The sequence below is a fragment of the Rhodococcus sp. AH-ZY2 genome, from assembly GCF_030916465.1.
Taxonomy (GTDB): Bacteria; Actinomycetota; Actinomycetes; order Mycobacteriales; family Mycobacteriaceae; genus Rhodococcus; species Rhodococcus ruber.
Map to the genome: position 1 here is coordinate 1,608,065 of NZ_CP126458.1, position 11,818 is coordinate 1,619,882.

An 11,818-nucleotide genomic window follows, 5' to 3' on the forward strand; every position below is an offset into this window, starting at 1 on the left:
TCCGACTCGGCCCGTGCCGCTCGGGGGAGAAACGAATGTTCCTGACGCTGAGAGGATTCGGTTACACGCGTTAACGCGTCGGCAACCGTCGGTGCGTTTCATCTCATTACTGTCTGTTTCACGTCAGCGATCGACGTTCCGTCCTCCCGCCCACGGCCGGTGCAGCCGGCCTCGTTCCTAGGAGCACTCATGGCAGAAACCACCACGGTTCCCGCATTCCGCGTCACCGCCGACTTCTGGAAGACCCTGCCCCAGATGTCCACCGAGGAATTCCCGGGCACCGAGGGCTTCATCGACGACGTCTATCCCAACCCCGAGGGGTCGGAGATGGCCGCGGGCTACTTCAAGCTCGCGCACACCGACGCCCCGCTGGACTATCTGTACGAGTACGACGAGATGAAGGTCGTCCTCGAAGGGGAGTTCCGCCTGGAGAACCTGGATACCGGCCAGGTGGAGATCGCCCGCGCCAAGGACGCGATCTTCTTCCCCAAGGGCTCGCGGATCCGCTTCACCACCCCCCACGGCGCCCTGGCGTTCTACGTCGGCCAGCGCACGTTCGCGCCGTAAGGATCCGGCCATGAGCGTCTGTATGGAGACCACCAGCGTGCCGCGCTGGGACGAGGAGCGGACCGTGGCCGACGGCGGCAGGACGGTCACCGTCCTGTCGTTCGGCGACGCCGCCACCGACCACGCCCGCCGCCTGGTGACCTCCTTCGAAGGCCGGCGAGTGAGCTGGCTACGGGCGCCCGCCACCTGGGGCGACGCGGCCGCGGAGGTGCTGCAGCGCCAGCTCTCCGCGGCCCGCGTCGGCTGGCGGCTCGTGCTGGTGGGCGACGAGGCCGCCGTCCTCGCCGCCCGGGCCGTGGCCGTCGCCGCGGGGGCGCTCGACGACGAGATCCTGCCCGAGGTGCTGACCACGGACACGCGCACGGTGTACTGCGCCCACTGCCGACACACCCACGACGCCACCGCCGCGATCGGGCAGACCAGCACGTGCCCCGCGTGTTCGGCGGAACTCGTCGTGTACCACCACGTTTCGCGCCACCACGGCGCATATCTCGGCTACCAGCTCGACGCGGAGGAAAGCTGATGACCCTCGTATCCGATGCCGGAACGGCCGTCCGGCGCAGCGACGCGACCCTCGCCCTCACCGTCGCCGAGGTGGCCACCGTCGCCACCGGAGTGCGGCACGTGCGGTTCGTCGACCCCACCGGTGCGCCGCTGCCGTCGTTCACCCCGGGCAGCCACGTCGTGCTCTCCTGCGGCGCCCACGACGACGGCCGGCCCCGCCGCAACTCCTACTCCCTGACCGGTCCGGAGCTCGAACCGCAGAGCTACTCGATCTCCGTGCGGCTCGACGAGACCGGCCGGGGCGGCTCCCGCTGGATCCACGCCCTCGAGGTCGGGGACGTCGTGGAGGTCAGCAGGCCCCGAAGTGCCTTCGCGCCGATCCTCACCGCGCGTCACCACATGCTCGTGGCCGGCGGTATCGGCGTCACACCCATCCTCTCGCACGCCCGCGCCGCCGCTCAGTGGGGCCGCTCCTTCGAGGTCCACTACACCTTCCGCGAGGGCGACGGCCCGCACCTCGGCGAGTTGCGCGAACTGTGCGGAGACCGCCTGCACACCTACCACACCCCCGAAGAGTTCTGGGCCGCACTCGGCCCGGCCCTGCTCGATCAGCCGCTCGGCACCCACCTGTACGTGTGCGGGCCCTCCGGTCTCATCGACGAACTCACCCGTCGCGCCCGCGGCGCGGGCTGGCCGGACGCCCGCATCCACTACGAGCACTTCGGTGTCGGCGACCTCGAGCCCGGAACCCCGTTCACCGCGCATCTGCGCCGCACGGGGGTCGACATCGCCGTGAACTCCGGCGTGAGCCTGCTCGAAGCGCTCGAGGCGCGCGGGGTACCGGTGCCCAACCTGTGCCGGCAGGGGGTGTGCGGCGAGTGCCGGATCCCGGTGGCGGACGGCGCGATCGAGCACCGCGACCTGTACCTGACCGACGCGGAGAAGCACGCCGGCGACTGCATGATGCCGTGCGTCTCCCGCGCCGGCGGCGAGCGATTGGAGCTGGACCTGTGACTGCCGCAACCGAATTCGAGGTGCTCCCGGAACGCGTCGCGCGGTTCCCGTTCCCCTTCCCGCGGGACACCTACCGGTACAGCACCAACGTCGAGCCGGCCGGGACCCGCGCGGACACGGCGGCCGGCGGCTGGGGCGAGCACCCGGTCGACATGGACGGCTTCCTTCTCGACGACCTCGCCGAACGACGGCGCGTGCTCGACGCCGACCCGAGCCGCTTCCAGGCGCTCGGGCACATGGAGGTCGCGCAGTGGGACGCGATGCTCACCCTCATGAAGATGCTGGCCGAGGCATACCCGCAGACGTTCGCGCTCGACCGTGACGGCACCGTCCGGCGGTGGAGCAACCGCGCCCTCGACCTCGAGCAGGCGTTCGTCTACGGGCAGTCCGCCACCCTGCCCGAGCCGCCGCTGCTGTACATCGGCCGGCAGATCCAGGAGGACGTCGTGCTGCTCGATCAGCGCGACGGCGCCCTGTGGGGTGACGCGGGCCTGGTGACGTTCGCCGCGGACTGGTCGCTGCGCTTCGACGTCGGGATGAGCTTCCTGCAGATCCACGGTCCCGTGCCCCGCATCCACGCCGAAGGGGTGATCACCCGCGCCCAGTCCTTCCTCATGGGACTGCACGCCGGGCAACGGTATCGGCGCACCAACTGGACCCTCACCGTGGACCGCCGGCTCGACACGGCCACCGAGACGTATCCCGAATGGGGACGCGATCGGCGCCTGCTCGCCGAGGGCCCACTCGACGACGTCGGCCGTCGCCTGCACCTGCGGGTCGAGGTGCAGCACCTGATCCGTCTCGGCGCGTCCGGCGCGATCATGTTCCTCATCCGCACCTACCTGCTGCCCTTCGAGGAGATCGCGCTGGTGCCGGAATGGGCCGACCGGCTCTACCGGGTGCTCGAGGAACTGCCCGAGGACATGGCCGACTACAAGGGCATCACGCGCACCCGCGAACCCGGTCTGAAGTGGTTGCGCGAGTTCGGAGGTGTGCGGCCGTGAAGAACTCGGGATTCGTCACCGGTGCGGTGCCCCCGATCGATCCGGGCGGGCGCATCCACCTGCTGTTCAGCCTCGGCGACTGCGCCGACGCGCGGGCCGCGGTGACGGCCTGGGCGGCGCAGGCGCTCGCCGCCGGCCGCGTCGCCACCGTGGTTCCGGACGCGAGCGCTGCGGAGGTGGCGCGGCTCGTGCGCGAGGCTCGCGCCGGTACCCGCGTGCTGATCGCCGGACCGCGGCGGGAAGCGATGGCAGCGACGGCTGCGGCGCGCACCGCCGGCCTGCTGCCGTGTGAGACGACCACCTACGTCACCGCCGCCGACGGAGTGTCGCTGTTCTGCCCGCACTGCGCCACCACCCAGTCCGTCGACGCCGCTCCCGGGGCGGTCGTCGCCTGCGGTTCGTGCGGCCTGGACCTCGAGATCCGTCCTCATCTGTCGGGACATCACGGCACCTACCTCGGCGCCGTGGCCTGACCCGCCATCCGGAAAGGAACCTTCGTGACCACCTCCGTCGCCAGCGACCTGTCCTGCCTGCCGTGGCCTTTCCCCGAGGGCGACAGGACGTTCCGTTACGCCGTGAACGTCGAACCGGCGCCGCGCCGCACCGAGACCGCCGCCGGGGCCTGGGGCGAGCACATCGTCGACCTGGGCAAGAGCCACGACGAGTACGTCGAGATGATGCGGTTGCGTCGCTCGATCGTCGAGGCCGACCCCGGGCGCGTGCAGATGCTGCCGCACATGACGCCGGCGTGCTGGGACCTGATGCTTTACTACATGCGCGACATGGCGGCCTCGTTTCCCGACGTCATGCACCTCGACGTCGAGAACGGCGGATACCGCTGGCGCAACGACCTTCTCGGAATCGATCAATGGCTCGTGCCGGGGGATTCGGGCACCCTGCCGGAGCATCCGCTGGTGTTCATCGGGTGTCAGCTGCCCGACGACGTGCTGCTGGTGACCGAGCGCGACGGGCACCTGTGGTTCGACGCGGCGCTGGTCACGTCGTCCGCCGACTGGTCCGTCAAGTTCGACATCGGCATGAGCCTGCACGAGATCCACCGGCCCGTTCCCGGCCTGACCCCGAACGGGGTGACCGACCGCGCCGAGCAGTTCATGCGGCGCCTCACCACCGAGCGGCCGTACCGGCGGGTGAACTGGACCTTCTCCGCGGTCGGTTCGCGGCGCCGGGACACCAGCCTCGAGACGATGCCCGAGTGGATGGACGACATGCCGCGGCTGATCGCCGAACGCGACTGGGGCCGCATCCAGCTGCGCATCGAACTCGAGCACCTGATCCGCCTGCCGATGACGGGGGCGCTGGTGTTCAACATCCGCACCTACATGGCACCGCTCGAGGAGATCGCGCAGGTCCCGGCGTGGGCCGAGCAACTCGCCGACATCGTCGAGGAACTGCCCGCCGAGATCGCCGCGTACAAGGGCATCGACTCCTACCGCAGGCCGGCGATGGCCTGGCTGCGGGAACGGACACGGACCTACGCCGCGTAGGACCGCACGACCGTGCCCGGTGGCCGGTACGGTGACGAAGGAGACGGCTCCGGCGAGGGGAGGGTCGAGCGTGCGAGCCTGGAACGAACCGGTCGACGGCGGTATCGCCGTCCTGGGGGCGGGCCTGAGCGGGCTGTCGCTGGCGGCCCATCTCGCCACCGCCCCGGCGCGACCCGGTCCGGTGGTGCTCGTCGACGACGGCGCCCGCGACATCCGAGAAGTCGGATGGGCGTTCTGGTCCCGCCGGCCCGGACTCCTCGACGCGGCCGTCTCCGCGCGGTTCGTCCGGATCCGGGTTCACGTCGGCGGACGGTCCCGCACCCTCGGTCTCGGCCGGTACCGGTACGGCGTCGTCCGCGGCGCCGATCTGGTGCCGGTGGTCGACGAGATCACGGATGCAGTCGGCGACATCGGGTTCCGCACCGGGCATGTGACGCGGGTGCACGACGGGGCCCGTCCGCGCGTCGGCCTGTCCGACGGCACGGAACTGCACCCCGAGTGGGTCTTCGACGGCCGCGGCCCCGACAGCGGTGACCCGCGCGACGGGACGGGCCCCGATGCGTGGCTGGACTTCCGGGGGTGGCGGATCCGCGCCGATGCACCCCTGTTCGATCCCGGCGTCCCCACCCTGTTCGACTTCCGCACCGATCAGGGCCGGGCCGCGTCCTTCGTGTACGTGCTGCCCACCGACGACCGTCGCGCCCTCGTCGAGCACACGTGTTTCGCGCGTCCCGACGCCGGGCCCGTCGGCACCGCCGTCCACGACGAGGCACTCCGGGAGTACCTGGCGGCCGTGCTCGGCGCGGACGAGGACACCTACGTCGTGGAGGCGGACGAGTCCGCGCGGCTGCCGTTGGCGTCGCGGCCGCCCGCGCGGCGCCGCGGCAACATCGTGCGGATCGGCGCCGCGGGCGGGATGCTCAAGGGCAGCAGCGGATATGCCTATCAGCGGATCCAGCGCGACAGTGAGGCCCTCGCGCGGTCGCTCGCCCGGCACGGGCATCCTTTCGACGTGCGCCCTGCCCCGTCCCGGTTCGCCCGGTACGACCAGGGGCTGTTGCGGGCCGTCGTCGAGCGGCCCGCCGTGCTCGAGCGCGCCTTCGCGGGCCTGTTCGACCGGTCCTCCGCGGAGCCGATCCTGCGGTTCCTCGACGAGGAGTCGTCGTGGCGCGACGAGGCGGCGCTCTTCGCGTCGCTGCCCGCCGCCCCACTGCTCCGGGCGATGGCCGGCCGCTGACCGTCCCCGGCGGCTCCGCGCGACCGGACGCGGGTCCGGGTCCGAGGAGGGCACCGCCGCGTCGCCCCGCGAACAGGCGGTATGCGGGTCGGGGACCGGGCGGGCGGTCGGTCCGGCCCCCAGTTTCGTGGATCTTCGACAAATCTCTCTCTCTGTTGGCATGAATTCCGGCGGCGTGGGGTACTCCCCGGTCCATGAGATCGACGAACCGAGACCCGGCCCTTCGCGGGGGTCGCGGCGCGTGGATCGAAGTGAACGAAAGGTCGCAGACTTTCGTCCGGTCCGCTCGCACTGCGTGCGAGCCTGCTGTCAAGGAGAGCCCCGTGCCATTGTCACCTCACCCCCTCCGGCCGACCGTCGATGTCTGGAACTGGCAGATGCAGGGCTTGTGCCGCGGTGTCGACTCCTCGGTGTTCTTCTCGCCCGACGGTGAACGGGGCCGAGCGCGTTACCAGCGGGAGTCGAAGGCCAAGGAGATGTGCCATCGGTGCCCGGTCATCGAGCAGTGCCGCGAGCACGCGCTCACGATGGGCGAACCCTACGGGGTGTGGGGTGGGATGTCGGTCGCCGAGCGGGAGAAGTACGTGCAGTCCCGGAGACGGAAGATCGCGAGCTGACGAGGATTTCGCCCGGCATCGACATTTCGTCGGTGCCGGGTTCACGTCTCCGGGTCGCCTGAGGGTTCGGCGATGCCACCCGCGGGGTGCGGCCCGGCCGTGGAGTCCGACCAGGGTGAGCACGTGGTGCGCGGTGGTGCCCGGCGGCGCCACCAGGGTCACGGCGGTGTGCTGCCCGGCCGCACGCTCACGGGCCGTCGAGAGCAACGAGACCCCGGCGGAGCCGAGATGGGTGACCTCGCTCAGATCCACTGTCACCGAGAGTGTTCCGCCGCGTGACGCCACGTCGAGGTGACCCTTGAGGATGGGGGCGGTGTCGATGTCGACATCGCCCCGCACCGCGAGGCGGCCGGGTGCGGTCTCGTCGACGGCGAAGTCGCGCGAGGACTCGGGACGGCCGACGATCGCGCCGTCGGTGAACTCGGTGACGACGCGGGCGCTCCGGGTGAGCCGGAACGTGACCGTCGCAGTCGTGCCCGTGTCGTCGCAGTCGATGCGGAGATCGTCGGCGAAGAGCCGGACCATCGTCAGTCCGCGGCCGCGGCTGTCCGTCAACCGGTGGGACTCCGGGGTTGTCGCGGGGGTCTTCCAGCGGCCCCGGTCCCGTACGCGGATCCGGAGGCAGCCGTCGGCGTCGAGAACTCCGCCGATCTCGACCGGGCTGTGCTCGGCGTCGGTGCCGGGATAGGCGTGCTCGACGACGTTGGACACCAGTTCGGAGACCGCGTGTTCGACGGCCACGGTCCCCGCATGGTCGGCCCCGATACGCACGAGCCACTGCCACAGCGCCGACCGCGCCGCCTTCGGCGCCTCCCGGTCGGCGTGCAGGTGCACGTGCAGGGGATCCGGCATCGCCGTCCGCTGAGCCGCGACGATGGTCACGTCGTCGCTGTATCCGGTTTCCCGAAGCAGGAATTCGAGGACCTCCCCGCACACCCGATCCACCGTCCGGGCGCGTGTGTCCGGGATCGGGAACGAGCGGCCGGCCACGCTCAGAGCCGCCCGCTCGGCGAGTTCGGCGGTGCTCGCCGGGGGCGGCCGGCCGGGACGCTCGATCAATCCGTCCGTGTAGAGCAGCACGACGTCGCCGGTGGCGAGGGCGTCGGTGGCGACGGGGAACGTCGAGCCGGTTCCGATCGGCGTCGCGCCCGAGGGAGGCAGGTAGCGGACCGTCCCGACCGGGCTCGCCACCAGCGGCGGGGGATGCCCGCCCGTGCAGTAGCGGACTCGGCCGCTTCCGGTGTCGAGGACGGCGACACACACCGTCGCGGTGCGGGCGCCGGGGACGTGCGCCGAGAAGGCGTCGAGCGTGGACAGGGCGCCGGCGACGTCTGCACCCGCGAGGATCTGCTGGCGCAGAACCGCCCGGAGTTGTCCCATCACGGCGGCGGCCTCGACGCCGTGCCCGACGACGTCTCCGGTGATGAGCGCGAGCTCGCCGCCGGGGAGGGCCAACGCGTCGAACCAGTCACCGCCGGCGGCCGTGTCCTCCGCGGCGACCAGGTAGGCCGCCGCCACCTCGGCTCCCGGCACGACCGGAACGGACGGCGCCAGCAGGGCCTGCTGCATCACCGTCACCGCGTCGCGGGCCTGTTCGTACTTCTCCGACATCAGCTGGGCCCGGGCCTCGGCGACGTGCCGCGCCAGGACACTGTCGGTCACGTCGGAGGCGAAGAAGAGCAGTCCGGCGACGCCGCAGCCGGGGTCGCGGCAGGGGGCGACGGTGAAGTCGAAGTAGCGCTCGCGGACCACGCCGCTGCCGTCGGTGTCGATCTGCATGCGCCATTCCTTGGCGGTCTCGGCGACGCCGGTCGCCGCCACCCGGTCGAGCAGCTCGAAGAACTGCTGACCCTCGAGTTCCGGGACGGCCTCGCGCACCGGCCGGCCCAGGAGATCGCCCCGTCCGAGCAGCGCACGGTAGGCGGCGTTGGTCGCGACGTACACGTGGTCGTGTCCCTGCCACGCTCCGAGTGCGAACGGCAGCGCCTCGAACACGCGGAGAACCGTGTCCGGCTCTCCCGTGGCCGAGAACAGATCCTCGTCGTCCGGCATGACGTGTACCTTCTCCGGTTTCCGCGCCGAAGCCTCACCTTCTGTTCTATACCCCGCCCGGGCCTCGGTACAGCGGCGTGTCCGGCGGTTCGTTTCGTCAGCGCATCTCCCCGGCCCCGACGTACGGGTTCAGGCTGGCGAGGGGCTTGCCTTCGGCGAAGCGCGAGTACCGGAAGTCGGTGCCGTCCACGGCGGGGTCGCTGCTGATGCCGTCGAGCAGGAGGTCGGCGGCGAGCCGGCCCACGGCAGGGGAGATCTTGTAACCGTGGCCGCTGAAGCCCACGAGCAGGAACAGTCCCGGCGCCGGGGACGGGCCGATGATCGGGTTGTAGTCGGGTGTGGTGTCGTAGCATCCCGCGTACGACGAGGCGAGCCGCGGATCGGGCATGGCCGGCAGCAACCGGTCGAGCTTCGCGACGGCGGTTTCCACGAACGGGTCGTCGGCGCGATTGGCGTAGTCGTCCGGGTCCGCCCACTCCGGCGCGGAGTGATCGCTGTTGCCCACCAGCAGCTCTCCGTTGGGCTCGCGGCGGATGTACTGGAGGTTCACCAGGTCGGAGAAGGTGGGGATGTCGGGGGTGGGTTCGCCCTGGTCGACGAGCAGGAGTTGTTCCCGCTGGGCCCGGATCGGGAGGTCCACGCCGGCGGTCGCGCCGAGTGCCGGTGACCACACGCCGGTTGCGAGCACGACGGTGCCCGCGTGGATTTCGGAGCCGTCCGCGAGCCGCACCCCGTAGACCTCGCCGCCCTCGCGCTGCAGGAGGGAGGCGACGGGGGTGCCCTGGCGCACTCGCACGCCGAGGGCTCGGGCGCGGGTGCCGTAGGCCATTCCGGTCATGTAGGCGTCGCCGTGGCCGCCGAGGGGCTCGTACGCGAAGGCCGCGAAGGGATCGAGGGCTATCCCCGGTAGCAGGCGGCGGACCTCGCCGGCGTCGATCGTCTCGACGGGCACTCCGAGGGCCCGGTGCATCTCGACGTTCGCGGCGAGCGGGGCGGTGTTCTGGGGCCCGACGCCGACGACGTATCCGGTCTGCCGGAAGCCGATGTCGGCCCCGAAGATCTCCTCGGCTTCGGAGAACACCTGCACGCCGTGCCAGGCCATCGCGGCCAGCGACGGAACGCCGTAGTGGCAGCGGACGATGCCGCTGGACTTGCCGGTCATGCCGGAACACATCGTCCCGCGTTCCAGGACGAGGACATCCGTTTCGCCGCGCTCGGCGAGGGACCAGGCCGCAGCCAGGCCCTCGAGTCCGCCGCCGACGATGACGATGTTCGCGGTTTCGGTCATCGCATTTCCTCACAGCTCGCACTTCGGTTGTTTCTTACAGGGAAACAGTGTTGCATAAAACGAAACACGCGCGGTTCTCGCTGTGTGACAACGACGTAAAACCTGCTGGGCGGCAACGATGCTCCGTCGAGGCCGGTAGCCTCGTCCGCATGACCCCTGTCGTCCGCCCGGCCACCCGACGGGACATACCGGTCTTCGCCCGCACCCTCGCCGACGCGTTCTTCGACGATCCGGTGATGATGTGGATGTGGCCCGACGACGAGCGCCGGCGCCGAGGTCTGCCACGCATGTTCGCCGCCGAGGCGCAGCATCATCTGCTGTCGCACGGCGGACTCGAACTCGCCGAGGGGCCGGACGGTTCCGCCGGAGGCGCGACCATGTGGGCGCCGCCGGGTCGCTGGAAAGCCACGGGGTGGCGGTCCGTGCTGGTCACTGCGGGGATGATCCGCGCGCTCGGGCGCCGGGCCCGCGTCGGCGCCGAGGTCGACGGCGCGCTCGACGAGGCGCATCCGGCCGAGCCGCACTGGTACCTCTCCGCCATCGGAACCGGAAACGCGGCGCGTGGCGGAGGTTTCGGGAAGGCCCTGCTGCGGTCGCGGCTGGACCGCTGTGACGCCGACGGGATGCCCGCGTATCTCGAATCGAGCAAGGAGAAGAACATCTCCTACTACGAGCGGTTCGGGTTCCGGGTCACCGGCGAGATCGCCGTCCCGAACGGAGGGCCGACCCTATGGAAGATGTGGCGCGAACCCGTGACGCGATGAATCGGCCGATCCCTTGATATGCAAGCAGTTGCTTGCATATAGTCGGTATCTGTGAGTGATGTCTCGCGGACAGCCACAGGACCGAGCGGCGTATGCGAAGCCCCGGCCCGGGTCGGGGGCACGACGTGAGCGCGCCCCTCGAGCGCCCGAACGCCGTGGACGGTCACGGCCGCAAGACCGGCGAATGGGCGGAGCCCGACCCGCACGGCGGGCTGATGGTGGGCACCTACGTCGACGGCGAGCGTCACGGAACGTGGCGGCACTTCTCCGCCGGTGGGGCGCTACGTTCCGAGGGTGGTTACGACCGCGGCGTCCTGCACGGTCCCTGGACCTGGTACCGCGCCACCGGTGGTCTGCTGCAGCGCGGCGGGTTCGCCCACGGTGACAAGCACGGCTACTGGGAACGCTGGACGGCGGCGGGGACACTCGTCGACAGCGGACACTGGGAGCACGGCAGGAAGACCGGTGAGTGGACCTACTACGACACCGACGGGAGCATCAGGAAGACGACCACCCACCGGCCGAGGCCGCCGCGCGGGTGACCGAACGAGGGGGAGCGGTGACATCGACCTTCGACCGGGATCGAGCCCTGCTGATCCGGCTGTGGCGCTCCTGGGCCGAACGGGCCCGGGCATTGAGCGACGAGCAGTGGACGGCCCCGACCCGGCTGCCGGGCTGGACCGTTCGGGACCTGTACGTCCACGTCGCACCCGACGCCCTGATCGCCCTGCTGGCCGACCCCGCGCCCGAGGGCACGGCGAAGGTCACCAGCGCCGCGGAGATGCTCCGCGTCTTCAACGCCGACCCGGTCGCCGCCGAACCGATGCACCGACGGATCGCCGAGATGGTCCGCCGCGCCGCCACCGACGCCGGCCGGGAGACGCTCGTCGAGCGATTCGCCGTCGAACTGCCGCAGGCCTTCGATCGCCTGACCGGCCTCGATCGTGAGACCGTCGTCCCACACCCTCTGCTGGGCTCGGTGACGCTCGGCGCACTCCTCGACCTGGCCATCCTCGAAACGACCGTCCACCTGCTCGACGTCGTCGACACGGTCGGCGGACCGCCGCCCGAATCGGAGGCACTCGAACGCACCCGCAACGTGCTCGCCGCCGTCCCGGACGCGCGGGACTTCATCGAAGCGGCATCGGGCCGGTCGGGCGCGCGGATCCTGCCGGTGATGCGATGAGGCAACCGCGCATGTGACGCGGCGCCAGGAGTCCGACCGTGGGGGCAGCGCCCACGCGGCGCCGGCGACGGCGCAGACCA

Annotated in this window: 12 protein-coding genes and 1 pseudogene; 11 read left to right on the forward strand and 2 right to left on the reverse strand. The window is 71.1% G+C overall.

Annotation, left to right across the window (positions count from 1 at the left end; genetic code table 11):
* Positions 1 to 189: 189 nt before the first annotated feature.
* The 8 genes from QNA09_RS08535 to QNA09_RS08570 all read left to right on the forward strand — a co-directional run bounded on the left by QNA09_RS08535 (position 190) and on the right by QNA09_RS08570 (position 6,448).
* The gene (locus tag QNA09_RS08535) at positions 190 to 567 is read left to right on the forward strand and encodes an ethanolamine utilization protein (RefSeq protein ID WP_006937276.1); all 378 of its coding nucleotides are present in this window, start codon (positions 190 to 192) and stop codon (positions 565 to 567) included.
* 10 nt (positions 568 to 577) lie between these two features.
* Positions 578 to 1,090: a 50S ribosomal protein L32 gene (locus QNA09_RS08540; RefSeq protein WP_225222742.1), complete on the forward strand. Its 513-nt coding sequence runs from the start codon at positions 578 to 580 to the stop codon at positions 1,088 to 1,090.
* Positions 1,090 to 2,085: a PDR/VanB family oxidoreductase gene (locus QNA09_RS08545; protein ID WP_010592824.1), complete on the forward strand. Its 996-nt coding sequence runs from the start codon at positions 1,090 to 1,092 to the stop codon at positions 2,083 to 2,085. Before QNA09_RS08540 ends, QNA09_RS08545 begins: the two co-directional genes overlap by 1 nt.
* Complete coding sequence (locus QNA09_RS08550; RefSeq protein WP_017680509.1) at positions 2,082 to 3,089, forward strand: DUF3445 domain-containing protein; 1,008 nt, start codon at positions 2,082 to 2,084, stop codon at positions 3,087 to 3,089. The genes QNA09_RS08545 and QNA09_RS08550 overlap by 4 nt, the downstream gene beginning before the upstream one ends.
* Positions 3,086 to 3,562: a dimethylamine monooxygenase subunit DmmA family protein gene (locus tag QNA09_RS08555; RefSeq protein WP_010592822.1), complete on the forward strand. Its 477-nt coding sequence runs from the start codon at positions 3,086 to 3,088 to the stop codon at positions 3,560 to 3,562. The genes QNA09_RS08550 and QNA09_RS08555 overlap by 4 nt, the downstream gene beginning before the upstream one ends.
* A gap of 24 nt (positions 3,563 to 3,586) precedes the next feature.
* Positions 3,587 to 4,594, forward strand: coding sequence for a DUF3445 domain-containing protein (locus QNA09_RS08560; RefSeq protein WP_308072418.1), 1,008 nt, complete (start codon positions 3,587 to 3,589; stop codon positions 4,592 to 4,594).
* A 70-nt stretch (positions 4,595 to 4,664) separates the two neighbouring features.
* Positions 4,665 to 5,831, forward strand: a complete 1,167-nt coding sequence (locus tag QNA09_RS08565) for a lycopene cyclase family protein (RefSeq protein WP_308072419.1) — start codon at positions 4,665 to 4,667, stop codon at positions 5,829 to 5,831.
* Between the two features lie 377 nt (positions 5,832 to 6,208).
* Positions 6,209 to 6,448, forward strand: a complete 240-nt coding sequence (locus tag QNA09_RS08570) for a WhiB family transcriptional regulator (protein ID WP_017680511.1) — start codon at positions 6,209 to 6,211, stop codon at positions 6,446 to 6,448.
* A gap of 41 nt (positions 6,449 to 6,489) precedes the next feature.
* Here QNA09_RS08570 and QNA09_RS08575 read toward each other — a convergent pair.
* Both QNA09_RS08575 and QNA09_RS08580 read right to left on the reverse strand, forming a co-directional pair.
* Positions 6,490 to 8,500: pseudogene (locus tag QNA09_RS08575) on the reverse strand (SpoIIE family protein phosphatase).
* 97 nt (positions 8,501 to 8,597) lie between these two features.
* Complete coding sequence (locus QNA09_RS08580; protein ID WP_010592818.1) at positions 8,598 to 9,788, reverse strand: FAD-binding oxidoreductase; 1,191 nt, start codon at positions 9,786 to 9,788, stop codon at positions 8,598 to 8,600.
* Between the two features lie 149 nt (positions 9,789 to 9,937).
* Between QNA09_RS08580 and QNA09_RS08585 the strand changes: the two genes are divergently transcribed.
* The 3 genes from QNA09_RS08585 to QNA09_RS08595 all read left to right on the forward strand — a co-directional run bounded on the left by QNA09_RS08585 (position 9,938) and on the right by QNA09_RS08595 (position 11,738).
* Positions 9,938 to 10,552: an N-acetyltransferase gene (locus tag QNA09_RS08585; RefSeq protein ID WP_040271714.1), complete on the forward strand. Its 615-nt coding sequence runs from the start codon at positions 9,938 to 9,940 to the stop codon at positions 10,550 to 10,552.
* Positions 10,553 to 10,677: 125 nt separating this feature from the next.
* Positions 10,678 to 11,094, forward strand: a complete 417-nt coding sequence (locus QNA09_RS08590; RefSeq protein WP_017680513.1) for a toxin-antitoxin system YwqK family antitoxin — start codon at positions 10,678 to 10,680, stop codon at positions 11,092 to 11,094.
* Between the two features lie 17 nt (positions 11,095 to 11,111).
* A complete protein-coding gene (locus QNA09_RS08595; protein ID WP_140188526.1) occupies positions 11,112 to 11,738 on the forward strand; it encodes a maleylpyruvate isomerase N-terminal domain-containing protein in 627 nt (208 codons plus the stop codon).
* The last annotated feature ends 80 nt before the right edge of the window (positions 11,739 to 11,818 follow it).